This window comes from Gluconacetobacter sacchari (assembly GCF_014174255.1).
GTDB classification, from domain to species: Bacteria; Pseudomonadota; Alphaproteobacteria; order Acetobacterales; family Acetobacteraceae; genus Gluconacetobacter; species Gluconacetobacter sacchari.
On the sequence record NZ_JABEQJ010000042.1, the window covers coordinates 1 to 18926 of the forward strand.

General features: G+C 63.4%; 21 protein-coding genes. 11 read left to right on the top strand and 10 right to left on the bottom strand.

The features are described 5' to 3' along the window. Positions 1–230: 230 nt before the first annotated feature. Entirely contained in the window at positions 231–704 is a 474-nt protein-coding gene (locus tag HLH48_RS20725; protein ID WP_182999377.1) for a MucR family transcriptional regulator, read from the bottom strand. Between HLH48_RS20725 and HLH48_RS20730 the strand changes: the two genes are divergently transcribed. The 5 genes from HLH48_RS20730 to HLH48_RS20750 all read left to right on the top strand — a co-directional run bounded on the left by HLH48_RS20730 (position 704) and on the right by HLH48_RS20750 (position 2974). Then, positions 704–1057 (top strand): hypothetical protein, encoded by a 354-nt coding sequence (locus HLH48_RS20730; RefSeq protein WP_182999378.1) that lies wholly within the window; start codon positions 704–706, stop codon positions 1055–1057. The genes HLH48_RS20725 and HLH48_RS20730 overlap by 1 nt on opposite strands. Continuing rightward, positions 1054–1752, top strand: a complete 699-nt coding sequence (locus tag HLH48_RS20735) for a LuxR family transcriptional regulator (RefSeq protein WP_182999379.1) — start codon at positions 1054–1056, stop codon at positions 1750–1752. The genes HLH48_RS20730 and HLH48_RS20735 overlap by 4 nt, the downstream gene beginning before the upstream one ends. Positions 1753–1824: 72 nt before the next feature. Next, positions 1825–2454, top strand: a complete 630-nt coding sequence (locus tag HLH48_RS20740) for an acyl-homoserine-lactone synthase (protein ID WP_182999380.1) — start codon at positions 1825–1827, stop codon at positions 2452–2454. After that, a complete protein-coding gene (locus HLH48_RS20745) occupies positions 2444–2650 on the top strand; it encodes a hypothetical protein (protein ID WP_182999381.1) in 207 nt (68 codons plus the stop codon). Before HLH48_RS20740 ends, HLH48_RS20745 begins: the two co-directional genes overlap by 11 nt. Before the next feature lie 96 nt (positions 2651–2746). Continuing rightward, the gene (locus HLH48_RS20750) at positions 2747–2974 is read left to right on the top strand and encodes a hypothetical protein (protein ID WP_182999382.1); all 228 of its coding nucleotides are present in this window, start codon (positions 2747–2749) and stop codon (positions 2972–2974) included. A 158-nt stretch (positions 2975–3132) separates the two neighbouring features. Here HLH48_RS20750 and HLH48_RS20755 read toward each other — a convergent pair whose 3' ends face one another. The 9 genes from HLH48_RS20755 to HLH48_RS20795 all read right to left on the bottom strand — a co-directional run bounded on the left by HLH48_RS20755 (position 3133) and on the right by HLH48_RS20795 (position 10067). Then, a complete protein-coding gene (locus HLH48_RS20755; protein WP_182999383.1) occupies positions 3133–3522 on the bottom strand; it encodes a helix-turn-helix domain-containing protein in 390 nt (129 codons plus the stop codon). 284 nt (positions 3523–3806) lie between these two features. Further along, positions 3807–4034: a hypothetical protein gene (locus HLH48_RS20760; protein WP_182999384.1), complete on the bottom strand. Its 228-nt coding sequence runs from the start codon at positions 4032–4034 to the stop codon at positions 3807–3809. A 45-nt stretch (positions 4035–4079) separates the two neighbouring features. Continuing rightward, positions 4080–4490, bottom strand: coding sequence for a type II toxin-antitoxin system VapC family toxin (locus HLH48_RS20765; protein ID WP_182999385.1), 411 nt, complete (start codon positions 4488–4490; stop codon positions 4080–4082). Then, positions 4487–4756: an antitoxin gene (locus HLH48_RS20770; protein WP_182999386.1), complete on the bottom strand. Its 270-nt coding sequence runs from the start codon at positions 4754–4756 to the stop codon at positions 4487–4489. Before HLH48_RS20770 ends, HLH48_RS20765 begins: the two co-directional genes overlap by 4 nt. 422 nt (positions 4757–5178) lie before the next feature. Next, positions 5179–6555, bottom strand: a complete 1377-nt coding sequence (locus HLH48_RS20775; RefSeq protein WP_182999387.1) for an aminotransferase class III-fold pyridoxal phosphate-dependent enzyme — start codon at positions 6553–6555, stop codon at positions 5179–5181. Between the two features lie 163 nt (positions 6556–6718). After that, positions 6719–7210 (bottom strand): Lrp/AsnC family transcriptional regulator, encoded by a 492-nt coding sequence (locus HLH48_RS20780; protein WP_182999388.1) that lies wholly within the window; start codon positions 7208–7210, stop codon positions 6719–6721. 42 nt (positions 7211–7252) lie between these two features. Beyond that, complete coding sequence (locus HLH48_RS20785; RefSeq protein ID WP_182999389.1) at positions 7253–8419, bottom strand: NAD(P)/FAD-dependent oxidoreductase; 1167 nt, start codon at positions 8417–8419, stop codon at positions 7253–7255. Continuing rightward, positions 8416–9783 (bottom strand): FAD/NAD(P)-dependent oxidoreductase, encoded by a 1368-nt coding sequence (locus HLH48_RS20790; RefSeq protein ID WP_182999390.1) that lies wholly within the window; start codon positions 9781–9783, stop codon positions 8416–8418. Before HLH48_RS20790 ends, HLH48_RS20785 begins: the two co-directional genes overlap by 4 nt. After that, positions 9768–10067 carry a (2Fe-2S)-binding protein gene (locus tag HLH48_RS20795; protein WP_182999391.1) on the bottom strand — a complete coding sequence of 100 codons (300 nt, stop codon included), beginning with the start codon at positions 10065–10067 and terminating at the stop codon, positions 9768–9770. Before HLH48_RS20795 ends, HLH48_RS20790 begins: the two co-directional genes overlap by 16 nt. Before the next feature lie 316 nt (positions 10068–10383). Here HLH48_RS20795 and HLH48_RS20800 point away from each other — a divergent pair, with 316 nt between their 5' ends. The 6 genes from HLH48_RS20800 (at position 10384) to HLH48_RS20825 (ending at position 18913) form a co-directional block, all read left to right on the top strand. Next, the gene (locus HLH48_RS20800; protein ID WP_182999392.1) at positions 10384–11868 is read left to right on the top strand and encodes an aldehyde dehydrogenase family protein; all 1485 of its coding nucleotides are present in this window, start codon (positions 10384–10386) and stop codon (positions 11866–11868) included. A gap of 5 nt (positions 11869–11873) precedes the next feature. Beyond that, complete coding sequence (locus HLH48_RS20805) at positions 11874–13046, top strand: amidohydrolase (RefSeq protein ID WP_264813307.1); 1173 nt, start codon at positions 11874–11876, stop codon at positions 13044–13046. Then, complete coding sequence (locus HLH48_RS20810; RefSeq protein WP_182999393.1) at positions 13043–14119, top strand: tartrate dehydrogenase; 1077 nt, start codon at positions 13043–13045, stop codon at positions 14117–14119. The genes HLH48_RS20805 and HLH48_RS20810 overlap by 4 nt, the downstream gene beginning before the upstream one ends. Before the next feature lie 265 nt (positions 14120–14384). Beyond that, the gene (locus HLH48_RS20815; RefSeq protein WP_182999394.1) at positions 14385–16739 is read left to right on the top strand and encodes a TonB-dependent receptor plug domain-containing protein; all 2355 of its coding nucleotides are present in this window, start codon (positions 14385–14387) and stop codon (positions 16737–16739) included. A 152-nt stretch (positions 16740–16891) separates the two neighbouring features. Further along, positions 16892–17560 carry a haloacid dehalogenase type II gene (locus HLH48_RS20820; protein ID WP_182999395.1) on the top strand — a complete coding sequence of 223 codons (669 nt, stop codon included), beginning with the start codon at positions 16892–16894 and terminating at the stop codon, positions 17558–17560. 75 nt (positions 17561–17635) lie between these two features. Then, on the top strand, positions 17636–18913 hold the full coding sequence (locus HLH48_RS20825; protein ID WP_182999396.1) for an NAD(P)/FAD-dependent oxidoreductase: 1278 nt from the start codon (positions 17636–17638) through the stop codon (positions 18911–18913). Positions 18914–18926: the final 13 nt, after the last annotated feature.

Here is an 18926-nt window from a genome sequence, read left to right on the forward strand (position 1 = left end):
ATTTGGGGAACGATCGTCCTGGCGGGGGCATGCCCCCGCCAGGACGATCCTCGGTCAAACTGGGGAAATTTCAGCCAGCCGTTTTGGGGAGATTACATCCAGCACTGACAGGGCAGGCTGAACAGGACACTGGCGGTTTTCCTGGCGGCGTGAACGACCAAGGCCGAGACCGTCCGTGCGTACCTCCCGCGAACGCTGCGACCTGGTCCCTACCGGCCAGCGTGGCTTGATCACACTCTTCGGCGCCGGCCGCGCCGGCCGGCAGGGATTCTGGTGACCACCACGCCATCGACGACGTCGGGTGAGGACTCCGCAGGCGGGACTTCCTTGAGGCCAAGCCCTGCTGCCTTGGCCAGTCTCGCTCGGTGTAAGCTGTAGTTCGGTGCCACCATCGGGTAATCCGCTGGCAAATTCCAACGCGCGCGGTATTGGTCCGGGGTCAGGTGGTAGGCACTCACGAGATGGCGTTTGAGGATCTTGAACTTCCGGCCGTCCTCCAGGCAGACGATGTAATCAGGGAATACTGACCTCTTTGGCGGTACAGCCGGGATGAGCGCTGCCGGCGTTTCGACCGCCGCGCCCAGCCCGGCCAGCGTGTCATAGATCGATGTCAGCAGCGGTGGCAGGGCGCCAGCCGGCACGCGCGTATGGGAGACATAGGCTGCGGCGATCTGGGTAGTCAGAATCTGTAGTTGGCTGGACAATGATCATCCTCACGTTGGCATCTATACGGTGGCGACTGCAACGGCTGTCCGCGGGATCAATGGGTGCCGATCCGTCCGTCCGGTACAGTTCGCGGATTTTTGGCTCCTCGCCCAAGATTCTTCAATGCGGCCAGCACGGTATGATAGCCGACCACCGAGCGAAAGACGTGTGGAAAAATGTCCGCCCGATCGAAATTCCGCGACCGGCCGCGCTGCGCCACGCGGTGCGGGTGATACTGATGATCGCCTGTCGACTTGGCGCGACTTTCGGCCGGCGAGGATTTGAAGAAATGCCAGATCGGCTTACGGTCAGGATCGCCAGTCCCACAGATCGTAAGCGCAGCGAAGAATGATCAATATTGTCCAAGCGTCGGACCATCTTGAGTCGGCGTCATCACTACGAGAACTCATATCCGTCTACACGAGATTCCTGGACAATATCGGGGAATTTCACTATGCGCTCGGCCGCTTCGACCGATTTCGAAAGCGCCCGCACGACATCATCCACGTCAGCTACCCGCAAGAGTGGGTCGCGCTCTATACGGAGCGGAAATACATTTCGGACGATCCGACCATTTTACGCTCATCCCACACCGAGATGCCATATCTCTGGCATGAGATCGACGATCTCCGCCCCACGCAACGCGCCATCTTCGCGGGCCTGTCCGATTTCGGCATCCGGGACGGCTACACGATCCCGATCCATTCCCCGGACGGCATGGTCTTCGTGGCCAGCTTCGCGCTGCGGCAAACCGCGCTGTCGTCGGTCGAACGCCTGGCGATCACGACGCTGACCACCCAATTCTATTTTCGGTATCGGGGGCTGTCCGTTCCCGCGCCGCCGACGCGGATCCGCCTGTCCGGACGGGAAGCCGAATGCCTGCGCTGGGCGGCCCGAGGGAAGAGTTCGTGGGAAACCGGCATGATCCTCGGCATCAGCGAGAGCACGGTCAATTTCCACGTCAAGAATGCCCTGGTCAAGCTTCGCTGCAACAACCGCATTGTCGGGGTGGTTCGGGCCATTTGTCTCGGCCTGATCTCACCCTGACCCTATCAGAGCTGATAGCTGCCGGAATTAACGAAACTCAATACTCCATTAGATGTTTGGTGGAGTAGTCATATGATTGATTTATTAACACTTGAGACGGCTCACTACATGGGAACCGCGTTGCGTGATCAGTATAGATTCCGCTATAAGCAGTTCGTCATGCGCGAAAAATGGGACGTGCCAAGCTACAGAGGCATGGAGTACGACCAGTTCGACACGCCCGCCGCGGCCTATCTGGTGTGGCGAGACGACGAGGGGAGCGTACGTGGCTTGGTGCGCCTGTTGCCGACGATACGTCCTTACATGACCGAAAGCCTGTGGCCGGAACTGATTCCAGACACGGGCGCTCCCCGCTCTCCGGATATCTGGGAAAATACCCGTTTTGGCGTCGATGGCGATCTGCCGGCGGCGGTAAGAAAACAGGTATCGGCCGAGTTGATCGTCGCCTCGATCGAATTCGCGCTCTCGCAGCAGATCAGCGCTTATCTGATCGTCTCGCCGCGCGCGGTCCTGGATCGCACCCTACCGCGAGCTGGACTCCGTCCCGAGGTCCAGAAGAGCGCCGTCCTGGCTTCGGGGCACGCGGTCTCCTCGGCCTATGTGCAGGTGTCTGAGGATGTCCTGGTAGCGGTTCGCCGCCGGTTGGGCCTAACACACGCCATTCTGCGTCACTACGAACAGGAGCAGCGCCATGCCGCGTGAGTGCGGAGTAACGTCCAGCCAGCGCGAAGAAAAAGCGCGGCACATCGCGGCCGCGCTGGCCTACCTGCGTCACGAGGCGGGCGAGGTCGGTCTTGCGGACACGGTCTCGGCGTTGGAGACGGCCGAAAAGACTGTCATCCGCGAGGGGCAGTCGGAGACCTCCGGCGAGACGCAGGAGGCACGGGCGCCGTCCTGACCCGACCCACGTCTTCTTGGATGTTCGCGCGGCCGCAGTCCAGTCAGAGTCATAACCATGTCGCTGCGTTCATCTGCCCCCCATAAGGAGAACGTAATGGCCCTGCTGTTTGACGATGTCTTCCCTCACGGGCACAATTACAAGAAAATACCCTGGGAAATAACGGATAATCCGCTGGTCATCACCTATATTGTTGAAGGAATGCGCCAGTCCTGTCCAGAAGCGGTCGACGTCATCGCCGGTCTGCTGAATCGTCTTGATAGCCGTGAAATCGGACTGGACTATATTTGTGAGCCACGCGCGCGGGAAAAGAAACGCCGCTGACGCTTGATTGGCTGGCGCCGCGGTCTGTGTGGGACGCCAGCGCGTCGGGCCGCCGTCGCATCGATCGGGGCGGCGGCTCCGCCACTTTACACGGAGAATGAAAAACCCTGCAAGTGGTCGCGCTCACATCGCCTTAGCAGGATGCAGATAGTGCTCCCCTATTCACTTCCGCCGATAGGACAGGCTTCAGCAATGCCTTTTACAGCAGCCAGAAGGAACGGATAGAGATCGGCCGGGATCTTTCTCATCAGGGCTAAGATGCGGAGTTCGGCCGCGTTCTGCGCGTAAGCCAGATGCTCGGGTTCGTGTCCTGTCATGAGCCACTCGCGCGATGTTCCCAGTACCTCGGCCAGAGCGTCAATCTTCTCTTGCTTCGGACAAGCCCGGCCTGTTTCGTATTGAGAGACGGCACCTTTCGTCAGGCCGATTGCCCGGCTGACCTCGGCTACTGTGAGGCCGAGAATGTCCCTTCTCTCGCGGATTCTGGCGCCGATCTCCTCGGCTTTATCGCTGCGCGGGCGTCGGCTGTGCAGATGCGTCTGGTTCATGATCTATCCTTGCCCAGTCAGTGTAGACCGTAAAGTCCGGGGCTCCTACCGTCGCAATTCCATGATCGTCTTTCCCGGCAGTACGCCGACGGAAAAGTTGACGTATCAAACAGATGGAATAGCCAAGAAGGGCGCATGAAATTGCCGCCTCCCCACCCGGGCTTGGAATACTGATGCAGTTCATGCCTGACAGCCACACACTTCCCGTCACTAACAGAGCAGTGAGGCATAGCGCTACAGCGATCTTGCCGGTGAGTTGTGCTCGTGAACCGGCCTTTCAACCCTTATGCTCCGCCGCTTTGCTCTCGGTCGGCCGCATGTCGGACATCGGACGGCCTCTCCATTGCGTCACGTGCGGCGTCGAGGCGCACTTTCATGCTGTCGAGCACACGCTGGATATTCGAACCACGCTTGGACTTCGGTAAATATTCGAGAAGTCGCGCCAAGTCATCAGATAGACCGACGCAGATTCCGCGATAGAAATCGCTCTGAACCTCGATATTGTCCTGCACTGCCCGTTTGCTTGTCAGCCATGTTTGGATCCCTTTCTGGACCGCTTATGGAGGAACGAGCCAATTCTCTACCTTCAGGCCCCGGACACGTTCGAATTCGCCGATGTTGGCGGTAACGAGCACCGCGCCGGCGGCTCGAGCATGAGCGGCGATTAAGAGATCGTTCGGGCCGATCGGCTTTCCGGCCGCCTCGAGATCCGCCCGGATGCCGGCGTATTCAGCGTCGGCAGGGAGATCAAGGGCAAGCACGGTGGTGCTTCCTAGTATCGCCTCGATCTGCGCCGTCAGTTTTGGTGAGCCCTTCTTCGCGCAGCCATAACGGAGCTCCGCCGCGGTGATAATGCTGACGCAAATCGCATCGTCACCTACAGAGACGATCTGGCGCGCAGCCCTGCCTTGGGGATTGCGCGCCAGATCAGAGACGACATTGGTATCCAGCATAAAGAGCGTGGTCACAGGTTAACGTCCTGCACTGGAAGCAGTGTGCTGTCGATATCGGGAAAAGTGTCTTCATCTGATAGCGGCCCCAGCTCGGCGAGGACGGCCGACAAGCGCTTTCCAGGCACAGGTTCGATGATCAGCCGTGAACCCTCTCGATGAATCAGCACTCGCTCACCGGGAAGCTCGAAATCGGCTGGAATGCGAACCGCTTGGCTCTTGTTGTTCCGAAAAAGTTTGGCCTCGCGCGGGGGGGAGGCATCCATCTGGCGAAGGTAGGGCATGTGACGCTCCGTGTATATGCAATGGATATACACGGAGCGGCGACGACTTTCAAGCGGCGTCAGTACAACTGCTTTGGGGGGGAAGCGGCACGGCGGCTTTAATGAGTCCATTCGCGGAAGGCGGACGTGGTCAATGCCCCACGTATGGGGAGCACCTTTGCAAATCTTTCTTGATCATTATGCGGCGTTGGATAGCTTACAGCTAACGGTTAGTGGCGGGAGATCACCTCCCAAACGACGTCAATAACGACGTCGTTAACGACGGGAACTTACCAGCTGCGCAATCCGATCATAAGGCGGCCATGAGCGGCCGGTTACAACGCAAGATGTCCAACTTCCCGATCAGGCCGAACGCGCAGGCTCCACCGTCCCGTATCAACTTTCGCGCCGCCATCCAGATCATTAAGTGAACGGTATTGGCGTTAGGCCCTTCGGGATGAAACGTCTCGGAGGTTTGCGATTTCGTGAATAATCCGCGTGAGACGGTCGCACATGAGGTCAATTTCCTCAATCGAGCAACACAAAGGCGGCGCGAGCCCGATGACGTCGTCGGCAAAGGCCCGGAACAACAGTCCATCCCTGTAACCCAGGGCGGCGAGTTTCTTCGACAGACCCAGTGAGGGATCCGGTTTGCGGCGGCTCGTCTTGTCCGTCACCAGTTCGATCCCGGCCAGCATCCCGCTGATCCGCACATCTCCGACAAAAGGATGCTCGGACAATGTGGTGAGGCGGCTGGCGAGGTGCCGGCCCGCCGCGACGCCGTTGGCGAGCAGCCCACCTTCATAGAGATCGAGGACGGCCAGGCCGATCGCCGCGCTGACAGGATGGGCGCTATAGGTCATGCCGTGCCCGATGGGCACGCCTGGAGGGGTATTGTCGCGGACGGTCTCATACACTTCGTCGGACATGAAGACGGCGCCCATCGGGGCGTAACCGGAGGTCAGGCCTTTTGCCACCGTCATCATGTCGGGAACGACCTGTTCCGTCTCGCAGGCGAAGAGCGGCCCTGTCCGGCCGAAGCCGGTGATGACTTCGTCCGCGACGAACAGGATGCCCAGTTCGGTGCAGGCGCGGCGCATCGCGGCCAGCCAGCCGCGCGGCGGCACGATGACGCCCCCCGAACCCTGAACCGGCTCGCAGAAAAAGGCGGCGACGTTCGCGGCGCCGACTTCCGCCACCTTCTGCTGGAGGGCGGCGACCGAATCCGCGATGATCGTGGAATCCTGGCCGTCGCCCTCGTGGCGATAGGGGTAGGGGCTAGGGATATGGTGCTGCCAGGACAGCGGAACGTCCGCGTCGCGATGGAAAGCGGCCAGGGCGGTCAGGCCCGAACCGGCATAGGTCGAACCGTGATAGCCCTTGGCGAGCCCGATGACGTGACGCTTTTGCGGCGTGCCGCGTGCATGCTGGAAGAACCGGATGAACCGCAGGACGCTGTCCACCGCATCCGAGCCGCCCTGGCAGAAGAAGATGCGGTTCAGGTTTCCGGGCGCCTTGGCGGCGAGGCGGCCGGCGAGTTCGATCGCCGCTTCGCTGGCATAGCCGAAATAGCCGGTGGCGTAAGGCAGCCGCGCCATCTGCTCGGTGGCGGCTTCAACAACGCTCTGGCATCCATAGCCGGCATTGACGCACCACAGGCCGGAAAACCCGTCGAGAAGTTCCTTGCCGTGGATATCGGTCAGCCACGCGCCTTTTCCCGAACGCAGGATGCGTGCGCCGGCTTCCTCGTGGTCCCGCCAGGCCGAGACTGGATGGATCAGATGGTCCCGGTCGATCCGGAGCAATGTTTCAGCGTGCATGTTTCGGCCAGTCCCGGCTGTTGGTCGTCCCGATCCGACTTTCGCCCGGGCAGCGCGGAAGATGTGGCTGGAATTTCCCCTGGGAAAAAGAGATCGTGCTGTTTCCGGGGGCCGATGCACAGGATCGCCCTGCCGGATGGCAGGTGCTTCCCGCGCGGCGGCCTTACAGCGTGTCGAGAATGCTTTCGATCGAAACGGCCGGTTTGATGATCGGGGACTTGATGACGATGTAGCTGAAGTATTTTTCTATGCCGATATTTCTGTCCAACAGGGCTTCGACCACGCCCTGGTAATGGTCGACGCTTCGGGTCATGAATTTGAGCAGATAATCATATCCGCCGCTGACCAGGTGGCATTCCACTACCGATGGAATCTTCTGGATATGGCTTTCGAAGCGCGAGAAATCGTCGCGCCGGTGGTCGGACAGCGTGACCTCCGTAAAGACGGTGAGCAGACTGCCGATTTTCTGGAGGTTGATCTGGGCTCCGTAACTGGTGATGTATCCGCTCTTTTCCAGCCGCTTGACGCGGATGAGGCAGGGACTGGCGGACAGTCCGACGCGGCGGGCCAGTTCGACATTCGTCAGCCGGCCGTTGCTCTGCAACTGCGCCAGGATGCGCAGGTCGATTCGGTCGAGCTTGGGCAACGGCAGCATTCTGTCAGGTCACCTTGTTCGGTCGGAAGCGCGCCGCATCGTTCACGGAGCCGTATGGGTGGGTACCGTACGCTGAAACCGTGAGACATGAAAGGGATCGAGCGGGATGTCCGTCCGGCCTGTCGCGATTAGTTCCGCCATGGTGGCGCCGACACCCGGGCCAAGCTGGAAGCCGTGGCCGCAGAATCCAAAGGCATAGAACAGGCCGGGGATGCGGTCGCTGGGCCCCATGATGGGCAGGCTGTCCTGGACATAGCCTTCCACGCCCGACCAGGTGCGGATAACGCGGAGCCGCGCCATCGCCGGAACCAGGCGGGCGAGATAGGGCATCTGGCGCAGCGTGTTCATCGGATCGAGGCGCGCGCGTTTCGTGGCCAGGTCGGCGGTGCTGCGTCGGCCGCCGCCGAACACGATGTTGCCGCGCTTGACCTGACGCAGGTACACGCCCTCTTCCGTGACGCTCGACGCCGAACCGATGACGGGATGGATGCGGTAGGGCAGGGGTTCGGTCACACCCATCTGCGGGCCCTGCGGCGCCATCGGTACGTCTTCCTCGAAGGTCGCCGCCATCGCGCGGCCCCATGCGCCGCTGCTGATCTGCAACAGGGGCGCATGATAGCGGTTGCCGTCCGCCGTCTCGACGGTGAAATCCTCGGAATTCCTGTCGATCGAAACGACTTCCGCCTGCTCGACGACACGCGCGCCGGCGCGCCGGGCGGCCCGGCCGAAGGCAGGGGCGGCGAGGCGCGGATTCGCATGGCCATCATGCGGTGAATAGGAAACAGCGCGGATATCCGGCCCGACCATCGGAAACATGGCGCGCGCCTGATCCCCGGTCATCATCGTCAGGTCCAGCCCCCAGGGCTTGCAGTCCCTGGCATATTGTTCCAGTCGCGCGCCGTCCTCTTCGCTGGTGGTGACAAGGATATGGCCTGCCGGCAGGAATTCCGCGTCCTCCCCGATCAGTTCGGGCAGCCGCCCCCAGATCTCGCGGGAGCGATTGGACAGGGGCAGTTGCGGCAGGTACCGGCCCTGCCGGCGGACATTGCCGAAATTCGTGCCGCTTGCCGCCTGCCCGACCAGGTCGCGTTCCAGCAGGATGACCGAAAGCCCGTGCGTGCGCAGAAAGAACGCGGTTGCCGCTCCCATGAAGCCACCACCCACGATGATGACGTCAGCCCGTGCGGGCACGCGTGCAAAGGCGGTCATGGCGCGATCCTGCAATCAAGGGGAAGGGGTTTGAGCGGGGCCGCGCTGCGGATACGCCCGACCTTGTCCACCGGCACGCCCCGGGCGGCGGCCAGTACCTCGGCAGCGGCCAGGCCGCACATGCGGCCCTGGCAGCGGCCCATTCCTGGCCGCATCAGCGCCTTGGCCCGGTTGATCTCGGGCGAATCGAGCGCCGTCGCCGCATGCCGGATATCGCCGGCCGTCACGTTCTCGCAGCGGCAGACGACGGTGTCGTCGGGCAGCGCGGCTGCCAGGTGCGCCGGCCAGGGGAAGGCCTTCGCCAGCCCCCCGGCAAAGCGGTCCAGGGTCGACAGGCTCTTGCGCAGGCCCACGATCTCGTCCGGCGCGACCGCGATCCTGCGATCCTGAAGCAGGGCGCATGCCGCCAGCCGGCCCGCGGCCTCGGCCGCATCGGCACCGCGCAGCAGCACGCCGTCACCGGCCAGATAGACGTCTGGCTGGCTGGTGCGGCCGTCGGGGTCGACCTGTGGGCGCCACTGGGTGAAGCGAGGGTCGAACGCGAACATGCATTTCAGCAGGTCCGCCAACTGGGTTTCGGCGCGGAGTCCATACCCGGTGCCGACCGCGTCGCAGGCCGTGCGGCGCAGGCGCCCCCGCGCATCCTGCCATGCGACGCCGGTGACGCCATCTTCGCGCCCTTCGACGCGCAAGGGCGTGATGCCGGCATGAAGCGGCACGCCGGCCCGTGCCAGGTCGGCCATGTAGTGCACGCCGTTGGCCACCACGCGCGCGCGGCTCATCATGCCACGCAGGCCACGCAGCCGGGTTGCGAGGCTGCTGGTGTCCAGAACGGCGGCGGGCTTCACCCCCGCGCGCATATACTGCCATGCGACGAGATAGAGCAGGGGCCCCGTGCCCATGAAGACCGGCGCCCCGCCGATCGTGCAGGCCTGCGCCTTGAGTGCGATCTGCGAGGCACCGAGGCTATAGACTCCCGGAATGGTCCATCCGGGTAGCGGCATGATCCGGTCGGTCGCGCCGGAGGCGATGATGATTGCCGAGAACGGCAGCGTCGTCACCGTGCTGCCGCGCACCGCCAGCAGCCCTTCTTCCGCGACGCCCCAGACGGTGGTGCCGGGGCGGTAGTCGATATGGGGACGCAGCGCCTCGAAATCGGCATGCAGCGCGCGGGCGCGCGCGGCTTCAGTACCGTAGAGCTTTTCGGGCGGGCGATTGAAATTCTCGGGTTGCCGGCGATAGATCTGGCCGCCCTGGCGTTCATTTTCGTCGATGACGACGGGGCGCAGCCCGGCTTGCACCAGACGCTCGGCGGCGCGGGTTCCGGCCGGGCCGGCACCGACGACGATCAAGGATTCAGCCATGGAACCTCCTGCGTCACGATCCGCATGTCATCGCGGACTTCGGTGGAACAGGCGCGCAGTTCCTCGCCGGTTTCGGTCCACAGCCAGCAATCCTGGCACGCGCCCATCAGGCAGAAGCCGGCGCGGGGCTTGCCGTCGAACTCGTTCCGGCGCAGCCGGTGCCCGTTGGTCAGCAGCGCGGTCAGCAGCGTGTCGCCTTCCAGCGCGTCGATTTCATGTCCGTCCACGATCAGCCGGACGGGGCGGCGTCCGGTTTCGTCGACGCGTCGGAATAAGGCCGGCATCGGGTCCCTCTCATGGTGCGAGCCGGATGGCGGATCCGGCCATGAAACGTGCGGCGGTAACCGGTTCCTGGCGCGACGGCTCGCAAGGCGCCGGGCGGCGGGAAACGGATACGGCCCCTACCATCGGCCCGATGCCATGGAATGTGGCGAGCAAAAACATGTCCAGGAAAGCATAAGCTGCCGTTTCGGTTTCAAATACGCAACATATCGGCGGTCGCGCCCTGCGACGCTTGGGCATCATGAATCGCGTCCTTTTCGTCCTGTGCCGGTGGCATGGGGACGGACCCGCGGATGCGTATAGTCCAGGGAGCAGGCCATGTCCGGTCATATCTCATTCGACCCGTCCTCGGTCCTCTTGCCCGAAGGGCATCTGGTCGGCGGGCAGCTTCTGCGCGGGGAGGGCGGCATCGCCGTTCATGCGCCGTCGGACGGATCGGTGCGTGGCCATGTGCCTGAAGCCGATGCCGGTCTGGTGGATCGTGCGGTCTGCAATGCGGCTGATGCCCAGCGGAACAGCGGATGGGCATCGTGTGCGCCACGAGAGCGTACGCGCGTCATCCGGCGCTGGGCGGCGCTTTTAGAGGAAAATCGGGTGGAACTGGCCCGCCTCGAATCCGTCTGCTCCACGCGCCCGATCCGCGAGACCCTGGACTGGGACGTCCCGTTTACTGCCGAGGGGATTCGCTTTTTCGCGGAATATGCCGACAAGCTGGGCGGCGAGGTCGCCGCGACGCAGTCGAGCCTGCTGGGCATGACGATCAGCGAGCCCTACGGCGTGGTGGGCGCGATCGCGCCCTGGAACTTCCCGCTGGTCATGGGGAGCTGGAAGGTCGTACCGGCGCTGGTCGCCGGCAACGCGGTCGTGATCAAGCCGTCGGAAATGACGCCCTTTTCCATGGTGTATCTGGCGCAGCTTGCCATCCGGGCGGGCCTGCCTGCCGGCCTGTTCAATGTCGTGCAGGGAACCGGCGCGGTGGCGGGGGATGCGCTGTCGCGCCATCCGCTCTGCGGCAAGCTGACCTTCACCGGATCGACGCGCACCGGCATCGCCGTGATGAAAGCTGCCGCGGAAAGCGGACCGAAGCCGGTCACGCTGGAACTGGGGGGCAAGAGCCCGCAGATCGTGCATGACGATATCCGGTCGGTCGAGGAGGTCGCGGGCCGCGTGTTTCGGGCCTTCACGGGTAATGCCGGGCAGGTCTGCGTGACCGGTTCGCGCCTGATCGTCCATCGCCGCGTGGCCGACGAACTGGTGGAGCGGATCTTGGCCATGACGCGAAATGTGACGCCGGGTCCGACCTGGCGTGGCGATACAGGCTATGCCCCGATCATCTCGGCCCCGCAGTCCGCGCGCATCGAGCAGATCGTGGCGCGCAGCCTCGCCACCGGCGCCGTTGCCATGGCGCCCCTGGAGCGTCTGGCCGTCGAGGGGGATGGCTGCTTCCTGTCGCCATCGGTCCTGACCGGTGTGACCGCGCAGACGGCGGCGGTTCAGGAGGAGATCTTCGGTCCGGTGCTGACCGTCCAGACCTTCGAGGACGAAGAGGAGGCGCTCTCCCTGGCCGCGCATCCGGTGTACGGGCTGGCGGCGGGGGTGCATACGTCCGATCTCGGGCGTGCGATGCGCGCCGTCCGGGCGCTGAAGGCGGGAACGGTCTGGGTCAACCGGTATGGGCGGTCGGCGGATTTCGTGATCCCGACCGGCGGCTTCGGTGGCTCCGGCATTGGCAAGGACCTGGGACGGCAGGCGGTGGAAGCCAATCTGCGCCACAAGAGCGTGCTGATGGCGTTCGGGGCTTGAATGCCGTGAGCGTCGATATCGACCAGTTGGTCGCCCTGCGCCGTGACCTGCACGCCCATCCGGAACTGCGCTTCGAGGAGGTCCGGACCGCCGACATCGTGGCGAGCCTGTTGCGCGAGTGGGGCTACCGGCCGCATCGTGGCCTGGCGAAGACCGGCGTGGTGGCCAGTCTCGATACCGGGCGGCCCGGCCCGTCGATCCTGCTGCGTGCCGACATGGACGCCCTGCCGATTACAGAGCGCGCGCGGCACGATCATGTCTCCCGTCACATGGGCCGGATGCATGCCTGCGGCCATGACGGCCACACCACCATGCTTCTGGGGGCGGCAGCGGAACTGGCGGTCCGGCCGCCGGAATGCGGCGTGGTGCATTTCGTCTTCCAGCCGGGCGAAGAGGGCGGATCGGGCGCGGATGTCATGATCCGCGAGGGTCTGTTCGACCTCTTTCCGGCAGGGTGCTGCTTTGGCCTGCATAACTGGCCGGGACTGGAGGCTGGCCGCTTCGGGGTGTGCGCAGGGCCGATCATGGCTGGCGGGTGGCGCTTCGCCATCACGGTTCTCGGCCAGGGGGCGCATGCGGCGCAGCCCCAGCTGGCGCGCGACCCGGTGGTGGCCGGGGCGGCCCTGGTGCAGGCGGCGCAGCATCTGGTCGCGCGGCGGACTGATCCACTGGTTCCGGCCGTTGTGTCGATCTGCACGTTTCATGCCGGGAGCGCCGACAACATCCTGCCGGATCGGACCGAGATCGCAGGCACGATCCGCGCGCTGGACGTCCAGACGCTCGACGCGCTCAAGGATGGCCTGCGCGATCTTGCCGAAGGCATGGCCCGGACCTTCGGGGTGAAGGTCGAAGTGGCATTTCACAGCCCCTATCCGGTGACCGTCAACAGCGGGCCCGAAACCGGTCTCGTGACGCGGGTGATGCGCCTGCGCGACGCCGCGGATGCGATGCCGGAGGCCGATTGCGCCATGCGCCCCAGCCTGGCGTCCGAGGATTTCGGATTCATGCTGCAAAGGCGACCTGGGGCCTATGCAATGATCGGCAACGGATCGTCCGCGCCGCTTCATGCCCCGGACTATGATTTCAACGATCGGATCATTCCGCGCGGCGTGGCGTATTGGGCGACGCTGGCGCGCCACTGTCTGTCGTTGCAGGAACAGGAGGAAAAAACGTCATGACAACGCATTCGATCGCTGTGCTGCCTGGTGATGGAATCGGCAAGGAGGTCATGCCCGAGGCCCTGAAGGTTCTCGAGCGCATCGGGAAGCTGTTCGATATCGGCTTCCGGTTCTCGCATCTCGACTGGAGCTGCGAGACCTGGCTGGCGACCGGGAACATGATGCCGCCCGATGGCATGGACAGGCTGTCGCAGCATGACGCGATTCTGCTTGGTGCGGTCGGATACCCGACCGTGCCGGACCATATCTCGCTGTGGGGCCTGTTGATCCCGATCCGCCGCGAATTCGACCAGTATGTCAACCTGCGTCCCGTGCGCCTGTTGCCCGGCATTCCCTGCCCGCTTGCCGGACGCGGCCCGGGCGACATCGATTTCTGGATCGTGCGTGAGAATACCGAGGGGGAATATTCCCAGATCGGCGGCCGCTTCGCCGAGGGAAGCGAGGCGGAGGGCGTGGTGCAGACCGCCGTCTTCACGCGCCGGGGCACCGACCGGATCATGCGCTATGCCTTCGAGCTTGCGCGCAGGATCGGTCGGCCGCATGTCTCGTCGGCGACCAAATCGAACGGATTGTTCCATTCCATGCCGTACTGGGACGAACGGTTCGCGCGCATGGCGGCGGAATATCCGGACGTCAGGACCGACAGCCATCATATCGACATTCTTGCCGCGCGCTTCGTCATGACGCCCGATCGCTTCGACGTCGTGCTGGGCAGCAACCTGTTCGGTGACATCCTGTCCGATCTCGGGCCGGGCATGACGGGAACGATCGCGGTCGCCCCATCCGCCAACATCAATCCCGAGCGCCGCTTCCCGTCGATGTTCGAGCCCGTGCACGGTTCCGCGCCGGATATTGCCGGACGGAATATCGCCAATCCGATCGGCCAGGTCTGGGCCGCGTCGATGATGCTCGACCATCTGGGCGAGGGAGAGGCGGCGGCGCTGGTGCTGCGCGCCATCGAACAGGTGACGGCCGACCCTTCTGGCGCCGTGCGGACCGCCGATATCGGCGGCAGCGCGACGACATCGGCCTGCGGCGACGCGATCGTGGCCGCTCTCGAACGGCTCGCCTGACGCGCGGCATGCGGTGGCGGGATTTTTCTCAAAATCCCGCCGTCAACCGCAGCATCTTCTGTCCGTCGCCGCAAACTCGATACGATATGCGGATCGTTCTGTTGTCAGAATGGTCTGGCCGATGACGAAGGGCGGGGCAGAAAAACCCCGTTCTTTCCACGGTTCTGGCGCGATCGGGACAGGACCGGATCGCACGGATATCCGCCTATTCGTCCCTTTCCGGGATGCCCACTGCACCTGTTGAAAATATGTTGAGGAGCGGCCAGTGCGACGAACCACCCTTCTTCTTTCCGCCACGACCGCTCTTGCGACGATGGCGACGCTTACCGTGCAATCCCGGGCGCAGGCCCTGCCGGCGTCTGACGAGCAGGTCATCGTGACCGGCACGCGCGATCCGCACCAGACCGCGCGTAGCAGCGTCAGCCCGATCCAGGTCGTGACGTCGGCACAGCTTGCATCCACCGGGCAGGCCGATGTCCGCGATGCCCTGATCCAGCTTGCGCCGTCCGTCGCGCGCTCCATCCGCGTGAATGGCAGCGCCAACATGACCGATGCGATCAGCCTGCGGGGATTGACGCCGAACCAGACCCTGGTTCTGGTGAACGGCAAGCGGCGCCATACGACGGCCGTCCTGTCGAACAATGCCGGCCCCCAGCAGGGCACGACGCCTGTCGATATCGACATGATCCCGGTTTCGGCTGTCGATCACATCGAAATCCTCCAGGATGGTGCGGCTGCGCAATATGGTTCTGACGCGATCGCGGGCGTGGTCAACATCATCCTCAAGCACGACACGCAGGGGCTGCAGGCTCAGGCGATCAATGGCGGGCGTTATGCCGGTGACGGATTTACCTCCGGCGAATCCCTGAACTGGGGAACATCCCTGTTCGGAAGAGGATTTTTTGACCTGAGCGCCGAGTATAAATACCAGGACCACACATTCCGCGCCACGCCCGACAGCCGCACCGGCCGCTATGATTTCATGGATATCGGCGATCCGCGCCAGCAGCGCGAGACGATCGGCTACAACATGGAATATGCGATCACGGATGATGTGAAGCTTTATTCCTTCGGGACCTATGGCCATCGGAATGGCGAAAGCTACCAGGATTACCGCGTTCCGACGGCGAGCCTGCCGATGTACCCCTACGGGTTCAGCCCGCAGGAGACCCTGGATGAAAATGATTACGGCGTGACCGTCGGATTCAAGGGGCGCAAGTTCGACTGGGACTGGGATCTCAGCACGACCTATGGTGGCGATTCCGAACGGATGGGACTGTTCGACAGCATCAACACATCGATGCTGCAGGATTTCGGGTCCTCTCCCACGCGCTTCCATCTGATGTCGTTCAGCAATACCCAGTGGACGACCGACGCCGGCGTGCGGCGGGCCTTCAATGTGCCTGTTCTGGCCGCGCCGCTCAATGTAGCGCTGGGTGCGCAGTATCGTTACGACAGCTATCATATCGGCGCGGGCGACATGGGATCGTGGTACGGCACCGGCTCGTCGGCCTTCCATGGCCTGAGTTCCGGCAATGCCAGCGACAGCAACCGCGATGTGACGGCCGGATATGTCGATATCTCCACCCAGCTTCTCCCGAGATGGCAGGTGGATCTGGCAGGGCGCTTCGAACATTACACGGATGCCGGCGATACCGAGACCGGCAAGGTTTCCTCGCGCTATGATGTGAACCGGTATTTCGGCCTGCGCGGCACGGTCGCCAGCGGCTTCCGCGCCCCGACCCTGGCCGAGGAACATTGGTCGAACATGTCCGTCGCTCCGACGACGGCCAGCGGCTATATTCCCGTCAATTCCGCCGGTGCGCAGTTTCTGGGCGCGAAGCCGCTGAAGCCCGAGCGGTCGACGAGCTTCAGTGCCGGCTTTGTCGTCAACCCGATCGACAATCTGCATGTCACGGTCGACGCCTACCAGATCGATCTGCGGGACCGGATCATGGCGGCTGGCGTCTATAACGGCGCCAGCGCCATCGAGGCGCTGGAGATGAACGGTTTCAGCATTCCCGCCGGGATCGCGGCGAAGGCGGTTACGGCGCAATATTACGCCAACGCTGCCAGCACCCGCACGCGCGGCCTGGACATCACGGCGAATTACCTGACGCACCTGGGGCGGTACGGCCACATCAACTGGGACGTGGCCGCTAATTTCAACCAGACCAACATTCGCAACATCGCCAAGGACGGAAACAACAATTCCCTTCTCAACTTGCAGCAGCAAGCCTACATCACGAGCTATACGCCGAAGAACCGGGTCATCTTCGGTGGCGTATGGCATTATGGCGATCTCGATTTTACCGTCCACGAAATCCGCTATGGCCGCGCGACTTCGCAACTGACGTATTATACCGGCGCGCTTGCCTATTCGAACACGCAGTTCATGCGCTTCGTCAATCCGCCGCGCTATGAGACCAACCTCGTGATCGGATACCAGGTCAGCCCCCGCTGGCATATGGCGCTGGGTGCGAACAATATTGGCAATGCCAAGCAGAAGAAAATTCCGGAAGAGTTCCGCTATCTCGGTGCCTATGCCTACGACGTGAATATAGAACAGATCGGATATAATGGCGGGTTTTACTATTTCCAGGTCAATCTCAAGCTCTGATGGGCAGCAATCCGGCCGATGCGGGGCGGCATGGAATGCCGTCGGCGCCTGCCAAATCGGCAGATTATACGCAACGGCCGGCGAAACCAGCGTAGTATGTCGGCATGCTCATGCTCTATTGAAATTCGTCACGCAGGAGGTCCTGTAAAATCATGTCTCTGTTCAAGCCCAAATTCGTTACGTTCGACTGCTACGGCACACTCGTCAATTTCGCCATGGGACCCACGGCGCGCCGGCTTTTCGGCGATGTCGTGCCGGCTGAAGGCATGGACCAGTTCGTGGCCGATTTCGCCGGCTATCGGCTGGACGAGGTGCTGGGCGAATGGAAGCCCTACCGCAATGTCGTGCTCAATGCCGTGGAGCGGACCTGCCGGCGGTGGAACATTCCCTTCGATGTCTCGGTGGCAAACCAGTTCTACGATGCGGTGCCGAGCTGGGGCCCGTGGCCCGATGTGCAGGAGCCCCTGGCCCGCGTGGCGAAGGAATTTCCGCTGGTGATCCTGTCCAACGCCATGAATGCCCAGATCCATTCCAACGTGGCGAACATTGGCGTGCCGTTCCATAAGGTGCTGACGGCGGAAGATGCGCGGGCCTACAAGCCGCGCATGCGGGCCTTCGAATACATGTTCGACGAGCTCGGCTGCGGCCCGGAAGACATCCTGCACGTCTCGTCCTCCCTGCGGTACGACCTGATGCCGGCCCGCGACCTAGGCGTGAAGAACAAGGTGTTCGTCGCGCGAGGGCACGAGCCCTCGACGCCGGAATACGGCTATACGGAGATCAGCGATATCGGCGGGCTGCCGGGCGTTCTTGGTCTCTGATGGTCCAACCCTGAGATCTTCGGATTTCAGGGTTTGCTCGGCTTCGGCTGCGGCATGGTAACAGGTAAGGCAGGCATGACGTCCCACAGCTACTGGATCAACACCGCGACCGCCTTCGATGGAGGGGCTGCCGGCCCCGTTCCGTCCCGGGCGGATGCGGTGGTGATAGGGGGCGGCTATACCGGACTGGCCGCCGCGCGCGCGCTGGCGTTGGAGGGCGCCCGGGTCGTGGTGCTGGAGGGCGCCCGGGTCGCGCAAGCGGCTTCGGGGCGCAATGGGGGCCAATGCAATAACGGGCTTGCCCAGGATTTCGGCGGTATGGTCGCCGCATATGGGCTGGAGCGGGCGCGCGCGTTCTATCGCGATTTCGACGATGCGGTGACCACCGTCGAGACGATCGTGCGGGATGAGGCGATCGACTGCGATTTCCTTCGGGGCGGCAAGCTGAAACTCGCGGCCAAGCCCGAGCATGTGGCCAAGCTGGAGGCGAGCGCCAAATTTCTGCGGCGGGAAGTCGACAGTGATGTCGCCTTTCTCGACGTCGCGGCGACTCGGCGCGAGGTTGCGTCGGATTCATTTCACGGCGCGCTGCTGTTCCGGCGCAGCGCCTCGATGCATGTGGGGCGTTTCGGGGCCGGATTGGCCGAAGCTGCGGCACGGCGCGGCGCGCTGCTGTTTGAACATGCGTTCGTCACCCGGTTGGAGCGCCTGGGCGGCACGCGCTATCGCGTGACCTCCACGCGCGGCGTCGTCGAGGCGGATCGCGTCCTGATCGCGACGGGTGCCTCCGAAAAAGGGCCGTTCGGCTGGTTCCGCCGCCGGATCGTGCCCATCGGCAGCTTCATCGTGGCCACCGAGCCGCTACCGGCCGACCTGCGCCAGGCCCTGCTGCCGGAAGCGCGTACCTGTACGACGACGCGGTTGATCGGCAATTTCTTTCGGACCACGCCGGACAATAGGCTGATTTTCGGTGGCCGGGCCCGCTTCGCCCTGCCCGGGCCGCGTGACGACGCCAAGAGCGGAATCGTGCTGAGGCGCAGCATGATCGGCATGTTTCCGGCCCTGGCGCAAACGCGCATCGACTATTGCTGGGGAGGCGTCGTGGACATGTCGGCCGACCGGCTGCCCCATGCGGGACAGCATGACGGCCTGTTCTTTGCGACCGGATTCAGCGGGCATGGGACGCAGATGTCCGTCCATCTCGGCAGCGCCATGGCCGGGGTCATGCTGGGGATGCGCTCGGACATTCTGTGGGATCAGGGCGCATGGCCCGCGATCGCCGGTCATTACGGCAAGCCCTGGTTCCTGCCGGCCGTCGGGGCATGGTATCGCATCAAGGATGCCATTTCATGATGGCGGGTTCGTA